This is a genomic window from Amycolatopsis sp. NPDC033938 (genome assembly GCF_055575975.1).
In genome coordinates, this window is the sequence record NZ_JBVIRO010000032.1 from 14748 (window position 1) to 30974 (window position 16227).

At 67.9% G+C, this 16227-nt stretch carries 19 protein-coding genes; 9 read left to right on the top strand and 10 right to left on the bottom strand.

Features of this window, described 5'->3' with window-relative positions:
- Nucleotides 1–138 precede the first annotated feature (138 nt).
- From ACZ5ZX_RS40310 to ACZ5ZX_RS40320, 3 genes are all read left to right on the top strand, one after another.
- Entirely contained in the window at nt 139–1326 is a 1188-nt protein-coding gene (locus ACZ5ZX_RS40310) for an OmpA family protein (protein WP_465507272.1), read from the top strand.
- A gap of 21 nt (nt 1327–1347) precedes the next feature.
- Entirely contained in the window at nt 1348–2217 is an 870-nt protein-coding gene (locus ACZ5ZX_RS40315; RefSeq protein ID WP_465507273.1) for a hypothetical protein, read from the top strand.
- A 195-nt stretch (nt 2218–2412) separates the two neighbouring features.
- Nucleotides 2413–3363, top strand: a complete 951-nt coding sequence (locus ACZ5ZX_RS40320; protein WP_465507309.1) for a hypothetical protein — start codon at nt 2413–2415, stop codon at nt 3361–3363.
- Here ACZ5ZX_RS40320 and ACZ5ZX_RS40325 read toward each other — a convergent pair.
- The 4 genes from ACZ5ZX_RS40325 to pdxR form a co-directional block, all read right to left on the bottom strand.
- The gene (locus tag ACZ5ZX_RS40325; protein ID WP_465507274.1) at nt 3353–3979 is read right to left on the bottom strand and encodes a TetR/AcrR family transcriptional regulator; all 627 of its coding nucleotides are present in this window, start codon (nt 3977–3979) and stop codon (nt 3353–3355) included. The two genes, ACZ5ZX_RS40320 and ACZ5ZX_RS40325, sit on opposite strands and share 11 nt — an antisense overlap.
- 92 nt (nt 3980–4071) lie before the next feature.
- Entirely contained in the window at nt 4072–4380 is a 309-nt protein-coding gene (locus ACZ5ZX_RS40330; RefSeq protein ID WP_465507275.1) for a cupin domain-containing protein, read from the bottom strand.
- A gap of 27 nt (nt 4381–4407) precedes the next feature.
- Nucleotides 4408–4851: a single-stranded DNA-binding protein gene (locus ACZ5ZX_RS40335; RefSeq protein ID WP_465507276.1), complete on the bottom strand. Its 444-nt coding sequence runs from the start codon at nt 4849–4851 to the stop codon at nt 4408–4410.
- A 155-nt stretch (nt 4852–5006) separates the two neighbouring features.
- Nucleotides 5007–6434 (bottom strand): MocR-like pyridoxine biosynthesis transcription factor PdxR, encoded by a 1428-nt coding sequence (gene pdxR / locus ACZ5ZX_RS40340; protein ID WP_465507277.1) that lies wholly within the window; start codon nt 6432–6434, stop codon nt 5007–5009.
- Between the two features lie 80 nt (nt 6435–6514).
- Here pdxR and ACZ5ZX_RS40345 point away from each other — a divergent pair, with 80 nt between their 5' ends.
- Nucleotides 6515–7723, top strand: a complete 1209-nt coding sequence (locus ACZ5ZX_RS40345) for an MFS transporter (protein WP_465507278.1) — start codon at nt 6515–6517, stop codon at nt 7721–7723.
- A 5-nt stretch (nt 7724–7728) separates the two neighbouring features.
- Here ACZ5ZX_RS40345 and ACZ5ZX_RS40350 read toward each other — a convergent pair whose 3' ends face one another.
- Entirely contained in the window at nt 7729–8121 is a 393-nt protein-coding gene (locus ACZ5ZX_RS40350) for an NUDIX hydrolase (RefSeq protein WP_465507279.1), read from the bottom strand.
- Between the two features lie 68 nt (nt 8122–8189).
- Between ACZ5ZX_RS40350 and ACZ5ZX_RS40355 the strand changes: the two genes are divergently transcribed.
- Nucleotides 8190–9347 (top strand): epoxide hydrolase family protein, encoded by a 1158-nt coding sequence (locus ACZ5ZX_RS40355; RefSeq protein ID WP_465507280.1) that lies wholly within the window; start codon nt 8190–8192, stop codon nt 9345–9347.
- Here the strand turns inward: ACZ5ZX_RS40355 and ACZ5ZX_RS40360 are convergent.
- A complete protein-coding gene (locus ACZ5ZX_RS40360) occupies nt 9340–10278 on the bottom strand; it encodes a winged helix DNA-binding domain-containing protein (RefSeq protein ID WP_465507281.1) in 939 nt (312 codons plus the stop codon). The two genes, ACZ5ZX_RS40355 and ACZ5ZX_RS40360, sit on opposite strands and share 8 nt — an antisense overlap.
- Entirely contained in the window at nt 10275–11261 is a 987-nt protein-coding gene (locus ACZ5ZX_RS40365; RefSeq protein ID WP_465507282.1) for a cation diffusion facilitator family transporter, read from the bottom strand. The genes ACZ5ZX_RS40360 and ACZ5ZX_RS40365 overlap by 4 nt, the downstream gene beginning before the upstream one ends.
- 75 nt (nt 11262–11336) lie before the next feature.
- Between ACZ5ZX_RS40365 and ACZ5ZX_RS40370 the strand changes: the two genes are divergently transcribed.
- From ACZ5ZX_RS40370 to ACZ5ZX_RS40385, 4 genes are all read left to right on the top strand, one after another.
- Nucleotides 11337–11708 carry an ArsR/SmtB family transcription factor gene (locus tag ACZ5ZX_RS40370; RefSeq protein WP_465507283.1) on the top strand — a complete coding sequence of 124 codons (372 nt, stop codon included), beginning with the start codon at nt 11337–11339 and terminating at the stop codon, nt 11706–11708.
- Between the two features lie 18 nt (nt 11709–11726).
- Nucleotides 11727–12104 carry a DUF6153 family protein gene (locus ACZ5ZX_RS40375; protein ID WP_465507284.1) on the top strand — a complete coding sequence of 126 codons (378 nt, stop codon included), beginning with the start codon at nt 11727–11729 and terminating at the stop codon, nt 12102–12104.
- Nucleotides 12105–12151: 47 nt separating this feature from the next.
- Nucleotides 12152–12739: a DUF305 domain-containing protein gene (locus tag ACZ5ZX_RS40380; protein ID WP_465507285.1), complete on the top strand. Its 588-nt coding sequence runs from the start codon at nt 12152–12154 to the stop codon at nt 12737–12739.
- Nucleotides 12740–12909: 170 nt separating this feature from the next.
- Nucleotides 12910–14130 carry an HNH endonuclease signature motif containing protein gene (locus tag ACZ5ZX_RS40385; protein ID WP_465507310.1) on the top strand — a complete coding sequence of 407 codons (1221 nt, stop codon included), beginning with the start codon at nt 12910–12912 and terminating at the stop codon, nt 14128–14130.
- 379 nt (nt 14131–14509) lie between these two features.
- On the opposite strand, the gene ACZ5ZX_RS40390 is transcribed toward ACZ5ZX_RS40385, so the two are convergent.
- From ACZ5ZX_RS40390 to ACZ5ZX_RS40400, 3 genes are all read right to left on the bottom strand, one after another.
- A complete protein-coding gene (locus ACZ5ZX_RS40390) occupies nt 14510–14761 on the bottom strand; it encodes a hypothetical protein (protein ID WP_465507286.1) in 252 nt (83 codons plus the stop codon).
- A gap of 179 nt (nt 14762–14940) precedes the next feature.
- Nucleotides 14941–15963 carry a SagB/ThcOx family dehydrogenase gene (locus tag ACZ5ZX_RS40395; protein WP_465507287.1) on the bottom strand — a complete coding sequence of 341 codons (1023 nt, stop codon included), beginning with the start codon at nt 15961–15963 and terminating at the stop codon, nt 14941–14943.
- A gap of 110 nt (nt 15964–16073) precedes the next feature.
- Nucleotides 16074–16196, bottom strand: a complete 123-nt coding sequence (locus ACZ5ZX_RS40400; RefSeq protein ID WP_465507288.1) for a hypothetical protein — start codon at nt 16194–16196, stop codon at nt 16074–16076.
- Nucleotides 16197–16227 lie beyond the last annotated feature (31 nt).

Consider the following 16227-nt stretch of genomic DNA (forward strand, 5'->3'; position numbering starts at 1 on the left):
ATTCGAACCAGTGTGACTCGGGGCTGGGGTGGGTATCTCTCAAGTTCATATCTGCCAACTGCCTGTATCGATTGGCAATTGACGCTTGTTACCGGCAACTGCCACACTGGGCTTGCCTTCAAAGTCGGGGAGGTCGTCATGAAGCGTTCGCAAGCCGCACCACCGATCTTTTTGATCCTCACCGCGCTGGTGACGTCGCTGGTCAGCGCCTGCGGAACCCGGGCGGGAGCGGCCGGGGGCGACGGCGAGCGGATCGTCATCCTCGCCTCGGCCAGCTCGAACGAGCCTCGTCCGTCGCTGCCCCGGGGGATCGAAAGCCTTCTCGAGGAGGCCGCCCACAGCCGGGACGCCACCGACGGGAAGAACGGCAAGGGCAGCCTCGCCATGGTGACCACGGCAGACGGTGACACCGCGCGGACCCTCCCGCTGACGCCGCGCCGGGCCAATGGCGCCGTCGAGCACGGGCTGCAGCGGGAAAGCCTCATCGAGGGCAACGTCCGGCGGGTCGCCGAGGCCGTCGGGGGACTGGCAGCCACGCATTCCGGCGTCGACCTGCTTTCGGGCATCGACAACGCCGTCCGCGGCGCCGGGCACGGGACACTCGTCGTGATCAGCAGCGGGCTGTCGACCGCGGGCGGATTCGACCTGCGGCGCACCGGATGGCAGATCGAACCGGCCGCGCTGGCGGCGGAACTGAAAACACGCGGTCTCCTGCCGCGGCTCGACGGTCACCGGTTCGTGATGACCGGGCTCGGCGCCACCGCGGGCCGTCAGGCGCCGCTGTCCCTGCCGACCAGGGAACGGCTCGCCGCGTACTGGCGGGAGATCTGCCGCGCGGCGGGCGCCGCCGAATGCGTCATCGACGAGGCAAAGCCCCAGGAGAGCCCGCCGAACGGGACCGTCCCGACCCCGGAGGTCCCGGTGCCGGGGATCGTCTCGGTCAGCGGGCCGGACGGGACGACCAAGACGACGTTGTCGAACGACGTCCTCGGTTTCGGCGGCGATTCGGCCGCGCTTTCCCCTGCGGCACAAGGTGTTCTGGCGGAACTGGCGGCGAGGATCGTCGCGAAACGGGCCGAGCGGCCGTCGGCGAAGGTCGTCGTCCGCGGGTTCACGGCGGATCCGCCGGGTTCGACCGAACAGGGCAGGGCCGAACTGTCCGCCGCGCGGGCGAACGCGGTGGCGGGCGCGCTGCGGGCGGCCGGAGTGGAAGGTTCGATCGATTCGAGTGGAGGGGGGACCGCGCCAGGAATGACGGCGATGTCCGGCGGTGCTTTCGACGAAGGCGTCGCCGTGAAGATGCGCCGGGTCGACATCACGTACTGAGCAAAGAGGGAGGAAACTGTCATGGACGGCTTGGACCGGATCACGCCCCGGCTGCCCCAACCTCGGGCGGCGGTGGAGGAATATCACGACGACTATCAGCGGGCGGCCGCCGGGACACGGGGGCGGCTGGGCGCGCGGATCACGGAACTGAAGCTCGCCGCCGACCGCGTCCTGCGCACCCCGGTGATCGGGCCACGAGGGCAGTTCATGACCGTGCACGAGGCCAAACACCGCGCGGAGATGCTGACCGAGCAGATCGACACCGACGAACTGCGCGGCAGCCTGCGGCACTACCGGGTGTCGCGATCGGCGAAGGCACTCACCCTCTTCGGGCTGGTGGTGGTCGACTTCCCGGTGATGCTCTGGCTGGCGAGTTCGGTGTTCAACGTCGACTGGACGAACCCGCTCGGCCTGCAACTGGTGATCAGCTTCGTGATCTCGGTGCTGGCCACCGGTGGCGCGGCGACCGCGCTGTACCACCTCGGGCACAACCAGCGGGAGAACAAGGACGACCGGCGGCGGCTCACCTGGCGCACGCTGTCCCGCGGGTCGAAGCTCAGCATGCTGGCCGCGGTGGTGCTGGTGGCGCTGATCGCGGCGGTGATGTTCGTCCGGGTCTACACCGAAGGCGAGCTGAGCGGGCTCGACAGTCTCGCCTTCCTGCTGGCGGTTTTGGTCGCCTTCGTGATGCTCATTTCGGCCGCGCTGGTGTTCTGGACGGCGTTCCGCGACGGTTCGCTGGAACAGGACGATCTGCGGTGCTACAGCTCGATGATCATGAGCTGCGAATCGCTGCGCCGCGAGTACGAGGTCCGCATCGGCGAGCTGACGGCACAACTGCAACGGCTCGAAGGCGAGTATCCGTTCCGCACCAAGGTGGACACGACCTAGCGTGCCGCGGGGGCCGCCGTAGCGGATCGGTTCGCTCGGTGGCACCCGCCGTACCGGTGAATCACCGGTCGCCCGCCAGGCGATCGGACCAAACCCGGATCGGCACTTTGGAGGTGGCGCGCCGCCGACGGCGGAACAACGATGGGTACCGGGATCGCGGATCCCGGGGGAAGTCATCTGCCGCTGGAGGTCCGAGTGTCCGTCACCGAACGCGTTCCCGTTGCCCCACAGGCGAATTTCCTCGGTTCCGGCCCTTATCCGGAACACCGGTGGCGAGTGGTCTGCTGGTCCGTCCTCGCCGGATTCCTGCTGACGGTGGTCTGGTCCGCGCCCTTTGTGGACAGTGTGATCGGTGACAGCGTGGCCAACACCCTGCTGGGGCACAACGCCAAAGAGACCCCGATCGGCGGAGTGCTGGCCGGGACGTTCTTCGCTTTCGTCTCTGGACTCGCCGGAACGTTCACCGCCTGCAACATCGCCGCTTTCGGCGCCGTCGCCCCGCTCGTCGGCGGAAAAACCGCCGGGCGGCCGAAGTTCGTCGACACGGTGAAGCCGCTGGGCTGGATCGCGGCGGGCACGCTGACCGTTTCGGTGGTGTACGGCGTCATCGTCGCGCTCGTCGGCACCCGGATGCCGCAGTTCTCGACCGCCTCCTCACCGGGCGGGCTCACCCCGCGCAACATCCAGTCGATGATCGTCTACGGCGTGATCGGGATCGTGTTCATCGTGCTGGGCCTGGCTTCCGTCGGTATCGTCCGCAACCCGATCGCCGGTCTCACGCGCCGCTTCCCGCCCGCGCCACTCGTCCTGATGGGCGCGCTCATCGGCGGATTCCTGATCGGCCGCCCGTTCCCGCTGTTCCGGATCATGTTCCGCAGCGCGGCCGAAAGCCACAACGTCCTCTACGGCGCCGCCGCCTTCGCGCTGCAGTCGGTCGGCAACATCCTGGTTATGTCGTTGTTGTTCCTCCTCTTGACCCATGGCACCGGAGGGCGCCTGCAGCGGTGGATGCTCGCGAAGCCCGCCAGGATCGCCGTGGTGACCGGCGCCGCGCTGCTGATCGCCGGCACGTTCACCCTGCTGTACTGGGATCTGCGGGTGCTGGGCCGGACCGGTGTCATCTGGTACCCGACCATCAAGTGGTGAAGATCTTGGCCAGGACCTGCTCGACCGAATCCTGAAGGCACTTCGCCGCGTCTGGCCGGCCGGCGAGGTGCTTCAGCAGGCCTTGCTGGAACAGGCCGTCGAAGAGCGCGTACGTCGTGGACGGAGTCAGATCCAGCGGCTTGCCGAGCAGTTCCGCGTACCGGGCGACGATCCGCCAGATCATTCCTTCGAGTGTCTCGTCGATGGCCAGGACGTCGGCCCGGAACACCTTTTCGAAAAGGCTCTGGTTGCGCAGGTCGTACCAGAGCCGATGCAGCCGGGCGTCTTCGCGCAGCGTGGCCACCATCGCGGTGCTGAAGGCCAGCTTCAGTTCTTCCGCTGTCTTCGCGGTCTCGGCTATCCGGTCGTACCGGGTGACGCATTCGGCCTTGTACTGCTTGACGCAGTAGGTGATCAGCTCGACCTTGTTCCGGAAGTAATAGTGCAGTACACCGTGGGAGAACTCGGAGTTCTGCGCGATCTCCCGCAGGCTCGTCCTGGCATAGCCGAGTTCGGACAACGTGACCAGTGCCGACATCGCCAGCTGTGCACGTCGTTGGTCGAATCTGTCCACCTGGCGGGTTCGGTCACCGCTACGGTCCGCCACGTCGGTCACAGTTCCCGGTTCCCGTCGCCTCGGGTGCCCGCCGGCCACGAGCACGTCGTCGGAGTCTAGCCCCGGAACGGTTTTCTTGTGTGCGACAGAATTTATTCGAGCCACTCGGTGATGAAATGGTCGCTTTCGTGGATGTGGACGGCTTCGTAGACCTCCGGTCCGATCACGGCGAACTTGTGCGGGGTGTCCGCGGGCACGACGAGGACCTCACCCGCGCCACCCTCGCGTTCGGCCGCGCCGATGGTGAACCTCGCCCGGCCGCGGAGGATGACGAACGTTTCGCCGTACGGATGCCGGTGCAGCCGCGGTCCGGCACCGTCGACGTCGGTCCGCTCGCGGATGATCGAGATCCCGGAGCCGATGTCGCGGCCTTCGACGTTTTCCAGGGTTTCGGTGCTCATCCGGCCACTTTAACCCCGGCGCGGGGTTCAGAACGGCGGTTCCGGGCTCCCGGCGGTCACCGGCGTTCGCTCCCAAGCGCCGTCCGACGGGGTGCCGCCCGAACTGCGGCCCGCCTTGTTCACCTTCGCCGTGGCGTAGCGCAGTGACGGGCCGATCTCGTCGACGTCGAGTTCCACCACCGTCCGTTTCTCGCCTTCCTTCGTTTCGAACGATCGCTGTTTCAACCTGCCCTGCACGATCACCCTGGTGCCCCGGGTGAGTGATTCGGTCAGGTTCTCCGCGGCCTGCTTCCACAGCGTGCAGCGCAGGAACAGCGGGTCGCCGTCTCGCCATTCCCCGCTCGCGCGATCCAGCACGCGCGGGGTCGACGCGACCGTGAAGTTCGCGACCGCCGCACCTGAGGGGGTGAACCTCAGTTCCGGGTCGGTCGTCAGATTGCCGATCACCGTGAGCACCGTTTCTCCGGCCATGGGACTGCCTCCTCGTTTCCGCGCGCGGGCCCCGGCCGGGGCCCGCTGTCGCCTGGGAAGAGGAGACCACCGGGGTACGACAGTTTCTCCACGCCCGCGGCGCTCGGAGTGCGTGAAAGGGAGGTTCAAGCCGGAAAGTGCCGTGAAGTTCCCTCTCACGACAGCCGGGCGGCCGAAACGCACGCGCCGAGCAGGGAAAGCCCTTCGTCGATCCGCTCGGAACCGACCAGCCCGTAACCGATCACCAGACCGGCGCGTGTTCCCCCGTACTTGGACAGGCTTTCGACGGCCACCCCGGCGCGCGCCGCCGCCGTGACGGCATCGTCCACACTGACCGTCGCATGTGGAGCGACAGGCGCGCACAAATGAAGCCCGGCGCTCGAAGGCACGATCTCCAGAAGGTCCGGCAGTCCGTCGCGCACGAACGCCAGAATCCGTTCGCGCCGCACCGAATACTCCCGGGTGGCCTTGCGGACGTGCCGGGCGAGCAGGCCTTCGTCGATGAAACTCGCCATGGCCGCTTGGGTGACGAGGTCGCCATGCCAGTCCGCCAGTTGCTTCGCCTGGCGCAAAGCCGGCCGCAGTGACGCGGGCGCGATCAGGAAACCGATACGCAGCAAAGGAAGCAGCGTCTTCGAGAAGGATCCGACGTAGAGGACGCGGCCGTGGTGGTCCAGGCTCTGGAGCGGTTCGAGCGGCCGGTCGGAGAACCGGTACTCGCTGTCGTAATCGTCCTCGACGATCACCGCGTCGTTCCGCTCCGCCCACGTCAGCAACGCCGTCCTCCTGGCGAGTGACATCGGCGTGCCGAGCGGGAACTGATGGGAGGGCGTCGTGTAGATCAGACGGGTGTCTCGGGCGAGTGCCGTGACGTCGAGACCTTCGGCGTCCACGGGCACCTTCGTGATCCGGGCGCCGAGGGAGGCGAAAAGCCGCTCGGCCGGCGGGTAGCCGGGGTCTTCGACGGCGACGCGCGTGCCGGGTTCGATCAGGATCCGGCCGATCAGGTCGAGAGCCTGTTGCGCCCCTTGGGTGATCAGGACGTCCTCGCCGCTCGCGCGCACCGACCGGGCGGCGCCGATATGCCGGGCGACCGCGACCCGCAGTGCTTCGAGCCCGGCCGGATCGGCGTATCCCGAGCGCGGGAGCAACGAGGGCCGCAGCGCCTGGCCGACCAGCCGCCGCCAGGTCCGCAACGGGAACAGGGCCGGGTCCGGGGCCCCGACGCGGAAATCGAAGCCGGGCACGGACCGGTCGGCGCCGAGCGGGGCCGACAGTGCGCGCCACCGGGCGGACGGCCGCACTCCGGCGCCCGCCGGGGCGGCGCGGTCCGCCCGCGCCACGGGATCCGCGCTGACGAACGTCCCGCGTCCGACGTGCCCGCTGAGGAAGCCCTCCGCGGTGAGCCGTTCGTAGGCGACCGCGACGGTGTTGCGCGAGACGTCGAGTTCGCGGGCCAGTTCCCTGGTCGGCGGCAGGCGTTCCCCGGGCCGCAGGCGTCCGTCGAGGATGCCGTCGCGGAGTTGCCGGTAGATCCGCGCGGCCAGGTCGGTGTGGCCGTCGAGGCTGATGTGGAACGGCACCCACCGAGCCTACATTGGCCCAATCAAACCGTGCGAAATTGGAACTGGGATGTGGCCAATACGGCGCCTAACTTGAGGGCATGGAGTCCACGAAACGACTGGCCTTGGCCCAGCTGATCAGTTCCGTCGGCGATGGTGCCTACTACGTCGGTTCCGCCTTGTACTTCACCCTGATCGTCGGGCTCTCGCCCGCACAGGTCGGTCTCGGCCTCACCGTTGGCTGGGCGGCCGGCTCGGTCGCCGGGATCGCGCTGGGACAGCTGGCCGACCGGCGCGGGCCGAAGGGGATCGCCGTGTTACTGGGGCTGGGGACGGCGGCGTCCGTCACCGCGTTCCTCTTCGTCGGTTCGGCCGTGGCCTTCGTGATCGCGGCCTGCGTTTACGCCTGCTTCCAATGCGGTCTCGGCGCGGCGCGGCAGGCACTGCTCGCCGGGCTGGTCGATCCGGCCGGGCGCACCACCTTCCGTGCCCGGTTGCAGGCGATGTCCAACGCCGGGATCGCGACCGGCGCGGCCCTCGGCGGGATCGCACTCGCCATCGGTACGCGCGAGGCCTTCCTGACCGTCTTCGTCATCGACGCGCTGAGCTTCGTCGCGGCGGCTTTGGTCCTTCGCAAGGTGCCTTCGGTCGCTCCGGTACCCGTGCGGACCGGTGAGCCGTCCGTGGCCGTTCTCCGCGACCGCCCGTACGCCCTGCTGGCGTTGCTCAACATGATCATGCTGCTCTACATGCCGCTGTTCAGCCTTGTCCTGCCGCTGTGGATCTCGACGCGAACCGCGGCTCCCAGCTGGCTGGTTTCGGCGATGCTGGTGCTCAACACCGCCAGTGTCGTGGTCTTCCAGGTGCGGGTGGCGCGTGGTGTGACCGGTCTGCGCAGCGCCTCTCGCTACGCCCGGTACGCGGGGGCACTGCTCTTCGTCTCCTGCCTGGTCTTCTCGGTCTCCGCCATGAGCGGTTCGGCATGGACGGCGGCGCTGGTCCTGCTCGCGGGTGCCGCCTTGCAGGTGGTGGGGGAGATGGCCCAGGCGGCGGGCTCGTGGGAAATCGGCTTCGGTCTCGCGCCCGACGGCAAACAGGGTCAGTACCAAGGGCTCTTCGGTGCCGGGACGGCCATCGCCCGCATGCTCGGTCCGGTGCTGCTGACCGGCCTCATCCTGGTGGGCGGTGCGGTGGGCTGGATCGTGCTGGGCGCGCTGTTCCTGCTGGCGGGCGCGCTCATCGGGCCCGTGGTCCGCTGGGCCGAGCGGACCCGCGGCGCCCGATCCGCCCCGGCGCTCGCCGGGGTGTGAGCTCCTCAGTCTTCGAGCGACCGCCGGAAATGCGCGGCGAGATCGAGCATCACCGCCTCTTCCGGGGTGCACCAGGCGAAGGCGTCGTGCTCGTCGGGGTCGAGCACGACCTCGCCAGGCTCGTCTTCGGCGAGCGCGTACACCGTGGCGTGGATCCGCATCGGCCTGCCTTCGACGTCGTCCCAGCTGTGGGCGCCACGTTCGCCGGTGATCCGCACGGTCAGCCCGGTCTCCTCGGCGAACTCGCGGACCGCGGTGTCCGACGGCGGCTCGCCAGGCTCGACGGTCCCGCCCGGCAATTCCCAGTGGCCACCGAGAAAGGAACCCGGCCGCCGCCGGATGAACAGGATCTTCCCGCCTCGGCTGAGCCTGCCGTAGGCCAAGTACTTGTCCGTCACCAGCGCATCTTAGGGACTCTTTCCATCGAGGACCGAACCTGTCCGCAATTCCTCGTAGCGTGAGCGTCATGGAAAACACGGAGATCCGCCCCTTCCGCCTCGACATCCCTCAGGAGCAGCTGGACGAACTGCACGCGAAGCTCGACGCCGCGCGCTGGCCCGCTCCGCTCCCTGGCGACAGCTGGGACACGGGGGTGCCGGTGGCCTGGCTGCGCGGCCTCGCCGAGTACTGGCGCGACGGCTACGACTGGCGTGCCGCGGAACGCGAGATCAACCGTTTTCCGCAGTTCACCACGGAAATCGACGGTCAGCGGATTCATTTCCTGCACGTCCGCTCGCCCGAGGCCGACGCGACACCACTGATCCTCACGCACGGCTGGCCGGGTTCGGTGGTGGAGTTCCTCGACGTCATCGGACCGCTCACCGACCCGAAGGCGCACGGTGACGACGCGGCGGAAGCGTTCCATCTCGTCATCCCGTCGCTGCCCGGCTTCGGTTTCTCGGGCCCTGTCTCGGAGTCCGGCTGGACCATGCCGAGGATCGGCCGTGCCTGGGCGGAGCTGATGCGCCGGCTCGGCTACGAACGCTACGGCGTCCAGGGCGGTGACCTCGGCGCTTCCGTGTCTCCGGAGGTGGCCAGGGCGGCGCCGGACAAGGTGATCGGTGTGCACGTCAACGGCGGACTGACGCCGATGCCCCCGATGTCCCTGTCCGAGGAGGAACTCGCGTCGCTGACCGACATCGAACGTGACCGCGTCAAGCGGATCCAAGCGTTCATGCGGGAGGAGTTCGGGTACATCGCGATCCAGTCGACGCGGCCGCAGACCCTCGGCTACGGGCTCGTGGACTCCCCGGTCGCGCAGCTGGCCTGGATCATGGACAAGTTCCGCGAGTGGACGCACCCGCGTCCGACGCTGCCGGAAGAGATCATCGACCGGGACCGGTTGCTGACCAACGTCATGTTCACCTGGCTCACCGGCACGGCGGCTTCGTCCGCGTACGTCGGCTACGCGCAGGCGGAAACCTGGGGAGCCGTCGAGAAGAACTCCGGCGTACCGACGGCGGCGCTGATCTTCGCGCACGACGTCGGGATCCGGCGCTACTCGGAGGACGCGCACACGATCGTGCGGTGGACCGATGTCGACCGCGGCGGGCACTTCGCCGCCTTGGAGGAGCCCGAGATCCTGATCGCGGACGTACGGGAGTTCTTCCGGTCCCTCAAATGACGATTACGGCCGCTTCGCCGAGGAAGCGGCCGTAATCGTCCACTTCGGACTCGAGTCCGGCGATGGCTGACCGCGAAAGCGCGGCGAAGGGTTCGATGACGACCTTCGTCTGCTTCGCGGTTCGCTTGACGCGCCAGGTCCCGGCGATCCGGCCGTCCACCAGTACGGTGGGCGCGATCATCCCGCCGCCGGAGTTGACGCGTTTCGCGTCTGCCGGGTCGAGGAGCAGATCGCGGTCCCGGTAGCCCAGCAGGCAGGTGTCGAAAGCGCCGAGCAGACGCGGAGGGCAAGGGGGAGCGGAGAGATCGGTCTCCCGGAGGGCGAAGCCGCCACCGGCGGGTACGAGGTCCAGTGCGGCGAAGGCCTTACGGCAGAGACCGAGCGGCAGGTCGGACCAGGTGCTGAAGTCCTCGGCCGTCGCGATGCCATACGCGGTCAGGTAGCGGTGGGCGAGTTCCGCGTGCGGGTCGGCCGGGTCGTTCCCTTCCGCGGTCCACTCGTCGAGGAGAACGTACGTCGGCTCCGCTCCGCTGTCCGGGCCTCGGCAGATCAAGCCGCGGTTGGCCGCGTACGCCAGCAGGTGGGGCGGCGCCTGTGACGTCGCGTCGAGCACGATGCCGTTGGCCGCCAAGCCCTTCAGGATCTCCTGCCGGGTGAGCGCCCTGCCGGACAAGAGAACCTGGAGGTTCTTCAGCGCGCGTTCGCAGAGTTCGTCGGTGAGCGCCAGTTGCTTGCGTCGTCCCTGGCCTGCCTGAGCGTTACGTGCGCCGAACAGCCGGTTCAGCCAGCGGAGATCGGCTGTCGGGACGAGGTGGAGCGTTTTGCGCATCAGCCAGGTGCGGCTCACCTCACGGGACGTGTCGACGTCCGACGAGGTCAGCCTCCGGCTGCGGGCGCGGACCGCGCGGATGTCGTCGTCGGACAGCGTCACCCGTTGACGATCTCATGGGCGTTCGCCGGTTCCGTGTGCACGACCGCTTCCGCGAGCCGCGGCAGTACCTCGCGCAGCCGCTGTTCGACGCGATGGGCCAGGTGGTGCGCTTCCGTGACGGTCAGCCCGGCCTCGACCGAAACCGCCAGTTCCGCGCGCAGGCTGTGGCCGATCCAGCGCATCCGCAGATCCCGCGTGCCGAGTACGCCGGGGACTTCGGCGGCCGCGCGTTCGGCGCGATCGACGTCGGCCGGGTCCACGGCGTCCATCAGGCGGCCGAACACCTCCTTGGCGGCATCGCGCAGGACGAACAGGATCGCGACCGTGATGGCGAGGCCGACGACCGGATCGGCCGGCGGGAAACCGGCCGCGACCCCCACCGCGCCGAGCACGACCGCGAGCGAGGTGAAACCGTCTGTCCGCGCGTGCAGCCCGTCGGCGACCAGCGCGGCGGACCCGATCTCGCGGCCGACCGTGATCCGGTACCTGGCCACGAGTTCGTTACCCGCGAAGCCGATGACCCCCGCCACCGCGACCACCCACAGATGCTGAACCGGTCGCGGGTCGAGCAGCCGCAGGATCGATTCGTATCCGGCGAGGAAGGCCGAGGCGGCGATGAGCAGGACGACGAGCACCCCGGCGAGGTCTTCGGCACGCCCGAGTCCGTAGGTGTAGCGGCGGGTGGCGGCGCGGCGGCCGAGCAGGAAGGCGATGCCGAGCGGGACCGCGGTCAGCGCGTCGGCGAAGTTGTGGATCGTGTCCCCGAGCAGGGCGACCGAGCCGGTGACCAGCACGAGCGCGAGCTGGGCGACGGCGGTGACGGACAGTGCGGCGAACGACCAGATCAGCGTCCGGACGCCGCGTTTGCTGGTCTCGAGCGCGGCGTCGACGCGGTCGGCGCTGTCGTGGCTGTGCGGGGTCAGCACATGGCGGAGACGGCTCTTCCCCGGCTGGTGCCCGTGACCATGCCCGTGTCCGGTCATCTCCCACCTCACTGTCATGCTACCTGCGCAGTCATGCAGGTACGCAGGCAGAAGGATAGCCGGTACCCTCCTGGCATGCACGAGTCGGTTCCGGATTTCGAGATGCCCACCGAGGAGCAGGTCCACCTGGCCGCGGAGACCTTCCGGCTGCTCGCCGATCCGACGCGGGTCAAAGTCCTTTGGGCGCTGCTGCAGGGCGAGTCCTCGGTCGCCTGTCTCGCGGATCTGGCGGGCGCGGCGCCGACGGCGGTCAGCCAGCATCTGGCGAAACTGCGGCTCGCCGGAGTGGTCAAGGGACGTCGTGAGGGGACGTTCGTGTACTACTCGGCGGCCAACGACCATGTCCGCGGGCTGCTCGCGCAGGCACTGTTCCACGCCGACCACATCGATCGTGACATCCCCGCCCTGCATTCGACGGCGAAACCCCACCGGCCGGCGGCCCCCTGATCCGGCTACGGTTGAGCGGTGACCCAGTCCTCCTACCCGGCCGCCCTGCGGTGGCTGTTGTTGTGCGTGGTGGCACTGGGTCTGGTCGGCATGCACCACGTCATCGCCGAATCCGGCCATGGCGCGGGACACGAGACCTCCGCCGTCGCGATGGCGGACCCGTGTTGTCCGGACGCTCCTTCGCACGACAACGGCGGCCACAGCGGGTTGCATCTGTGTCTCGCGGTACTCGCCGCGGCCGTGCTCCTGATCATCACCTGGCTGCTCGTCCGAAGTGGACGGACCGAGGTGGCGTGGCGAGCGCGAGCGTCGGGCGGTTCGGCCTCGGGGCGGGATCCGCCACGGTGGAGACCGGTACCCGAGAGATTGTCCTTCCTTTGCGTGTTGCGGGTGTGACAGGCGGGTTCGTCCCGCCCTACCCGAAACGATCCGAGGAAGAACCCATGACCAGCAGGAAACTGGTCGGGGCGGCGCTCGCCACCCTGGCCTCCTTCGCCGTGCTCACCGGATGCGCGAGCTCCGACACCGCTTCCAGCGGGCACGCGATGTCCACGATGAGTGTGCCCGCCCCGCGGCAGGCCGGGCACAACCAAGCCGACGTCACGTTCGCGCAAGGGATGATCCCGCACCACGAACAGGCGATCGCGATGGCGAAACTCGTCGACGGCCGCACTCGCGACGCCAAGGTCGCCGATCTCGCCGCGCGGATCCGGAAGGCGCAGGATCCGGAGATCCAGCAGCTGACCGGATTGCTGAAAGGTTGGGGAGTGGCGCCGTCGGGCGAGCACTCCGCGCACGGCTCGATGTCCGGCATGATGACCGAAGAGGATCTCGCGAAACTCGGTCAGGCCAAGGACGCCGCCTTCGACCGGCAGTGGCTGGAGATGATGGTCGAACATCACGAAGGTGCGCTTGAGATGGCGAAGACCGTGCTGCGGCAAGGAAGCAACGTCGAGGTGAAGGCTTTGGCGCAGAAGGTGATCGACGGTCAGCAGGCCGAGATCGCCGAGATGCGGGCACTGCTCGGCTGAGTGGGACGGTGGCGCGGGTCAGGCGGCCCGCGCCACCGTCTGCCGGGCGCCGGATTCCTCATGACGAAGAACATGGCTCTGGGTGCTGGCTCGTCCTTCCTCGGTTGTGAGCCTCCGAAATTGTCGGTGGCCCGTTGTACGTTCTGCGTGTGGATACTTCCAACGCCACTTTGGCGCTATTAAAGGAAATTACCGAGTCGGATGTGCTGGGGGAGGTCAATGGTTCGCTGGATATGTTGGGGGACAAGGATGCTGTGGATGTAGCTGTGGCGGCGTCGGAGGGGATCGCGCGGTTGGAGGCGGTCCGGTTCCGCGCCATCGCGCAGTTGGCTCGGCATCGTGAGGGTGCGTCGAGCGTGGTGCAGGAGGTGGCGTTCGCCTTGTCCGTTGTGGACAAACGTGCGGGTTCCCTGGTCACCACGGCGGTGGCGTTGACCACCCGGCTGCCCTGCACGCTCGGGTTGATGGATCGCGGGGTGGTGGATGGTTTCGGGGCGATGAAGGTCGCCGCGGCGACGTCGTGGCTCTCGGATGAGAACGCGCGTGCCGTGGATGCGTTGTTGGAAGACCGCTTGGAGGGAAGGAACTCGGAGCAGATCCGGAAGGCGGCGAATCATGCGGCGGGCACCGTTGATCGTGATGGTGCGGATAGGCGTGCTCGGCGGAATCGGGAGGGGCGTCGTCTGCGGTTGCGGCAGGGTGAGCTCGGGGTCGCCTCGATCGAGGTCGAGGACGGGCCGGTGGAGAAGGTCACGGCCGCCTATCGGCGGATTGACCGGGAGGCTCGGGCCTTGCGTAAGGATGGGGAGACCCGGACGCTGGATCAGTTGCGCGCGGATGTCGCGCTCGATCTCCTGCTCGGTGGGCAGGGCGGCACGAGTGAACGCACCGAAGTGTTCCTGTACATGGATTTGTTCACTTATCTCGGGGTGAATAATGATCCGGCGGAGCTGGCGGGGCATGGGCATATTCCGGCGGGGTTGGCGCGGCGGATCGCGACGGGGCCGGACTCGGTGTTGCGTCGGATCGTCACGGATCCGTTGTCGGGGCAGGTGCTGGATTTGGGGCGGGATCGGTATCGGCCGTCGGCGGGGTTGGGTGAGTTTGTGCGGGTGCGGGATCGTGAGTGCCGAAGACCGGGGTGCGGGCGTCCGGCGCAGGCCTGCGATCTGGATCATGTGGTGCCGTGGCAGTTCGGTGGTCATACCAGCGCTGATGAGTTGGTCGACCTCTGCCGCCGCGACCACCGGCTCAAAGACGAACCCGGCTGGGTTTACCGGCTTGCCTCGGACGGCACTCTCACGGTGACGACGCCGACGGGGCAGAGTTATGACAGCTCGCCTCCGCCACTGCATGAGCCGCGCGTGGACGCGGAACCGCCGCCGTACTGAGTCATTGCCGGAAATCGGCGAAGGATTGCCGTCGCCCACTACCTCGCCGCAACAAGACCGGCGCGAGGACCACCTGGTCCGGTCGCTGCTGTGCGGACCGATCCGGCAGTCGCGGAGTACGAGGCTCTTCGCTCATGAGCGCGGGTGACAGCCAGCCTCACAGACGGCGGAACCTCTGGCAGACTACTGGCAAGTGGACCTCCTACTGCTGAAGCTGTTCCTGGCGCCCCTGCTGGTCGTGATGTCCACCTTGGCCGGCCGCCGATGGGGGCAGGCTGTCGCGGGCGTGCTCGTCGGACTCCCGATCGTGGCCGGGCCGATTCTGTTCATCACCTACCGACAGCACGGCGCGGACTTCGTCACCGGGGCAGCGAATTCCTCACTGCTCGGGCTCGTATCGCTTGCCGTGTTCGCCGTGGTGTTCTCTCATGTCGGCCGCCGGGCAGGCTGGTTCGTCACCACAGCCATTACCTGGACCGCCGTTCTGGGCGCGGACCTCGCGTTGTCCTTCGTCCACGTCCCGGCGTTCGTCGCCTTCGCGTTCACCTTGGCCGCGACCGCGGTGGGACTTGCCGGGCCGTGGCTGGACCGGTCTGGTGGGGTTCGCGGTCTTCTGCTTCACGGTTGCCATTCAGCTTCTGGGGGCGCGCGTCCGGAACGCATTACGCAACACGCGTCGCAGCAGACAACCCACGAGTCAGTCGTGACACTCCAGCACCGTGTGCGCACAGCGGCGACTCGCCGCCGCACCCCGAGCCGAGGAACCACTTCCGAGTCATCGCCGGAAAACGGCGACGGCCACGCGCGACCTCAAACGCGGGTACCGAGCACGGACATGCCGAACACCAGTTCGTTCGCCGGGTCGCAGCCGATGAGGTCTTCGACCAGTTCGTCGCGAAGTGCCGCGGTGAACGTGATGTTCAGCCCGAGCGCCGTCGCCAGCAGGTAGACGGTCTGGCTGAGATGCCCGACGTCCATCAGCAGTACCCGATATGTCCGGCTTATCGGGTACTTCCACTGATTCCGCTCGATGACGCTGGTGTAGATCAGCAGTGCGCCGGCGTTTCGGGTCCACTGCTGATCGCCGGCGAGGGCGACCAGTTCGTCGTCTTCGATCTTGCCGTCCAGCGGCGTGAGCCCGTGCCGGAAGCCGTCGTAGTGGTACACGCCGCGATCCAGGCCCTCGACGTTCCTCGCGTAGACGTAGACCTCGGTCGGATGCCTCGCCCCGCCCGACGGGCTCGTCTTGAAGACGTTGCCGGTGGCCGGGATGTCGGGATGCGTCTCCGGCCTGGTCGGCCGGGCCGCGGTGAGAAGGGCGCTCAAATCGCGCAGCCGCACGGGTTCTTCGCCGAACTCGCGCGTGCTCCTGCGCTTGTCGAGCGCTTCGCCGAGGCTGATCGCGTTCAGGGGTTCCGGCGACGGTTCGGGCAGCGGTATCGCGTCGTACTCGCCCGGCGGCCTCACCGGAGAAGGCGGAGGGCTGGCCTTCGCCTTCTCCAGCAAGGTTTTCGCGGTTGTTTCGCCGGCCGTGAACTCGGTCTCACGCAAGGAACGGGTGCCGAAGTGGAACGCCCGCGCGGACGTCCCCCAAGGGCCCCAATCCCGAAGGATCTCTTCTTCCCGCCGCTGACGGGAAGACCCTCTGGCCACCAGCACGTCGTACCGGAGCATCGCTCGCGTGATGCGGACGAGCCTTTCCCCTGTCTCGGGATTCTCGTCCGCTTCACGTATCGATTCCGGTTCTCGCCAAGAACTGAACCAGCGCAGGACGCGTTCGGTTCCTTCGGCGAGTTTGAGCTGGCGATGTCCGAGGTGATCGTCCCAGATCACGTCACCATTGGACCAGTAGAGCGTTCCGCAAGAGGAAACCCTTACCAGCATCGAATGTCTTTCGCCCCAGTCCCCAGTTAAGTGAATACGTTCCGAATATGCCCGGTCATTCAGTGTCGCGAGCGGAAAGGAGGGCCACCGTGCGGCGGCGGCTCGAACCCGCCCCAAGTGCTCTGTGCCTTGTACTCCGCTTCGAGTTCGAGCAGGAACTCGTCTTCGTCTTCGTCGTGCATACGGCCGATCCTCTCCGTGAACGGTTGGTCC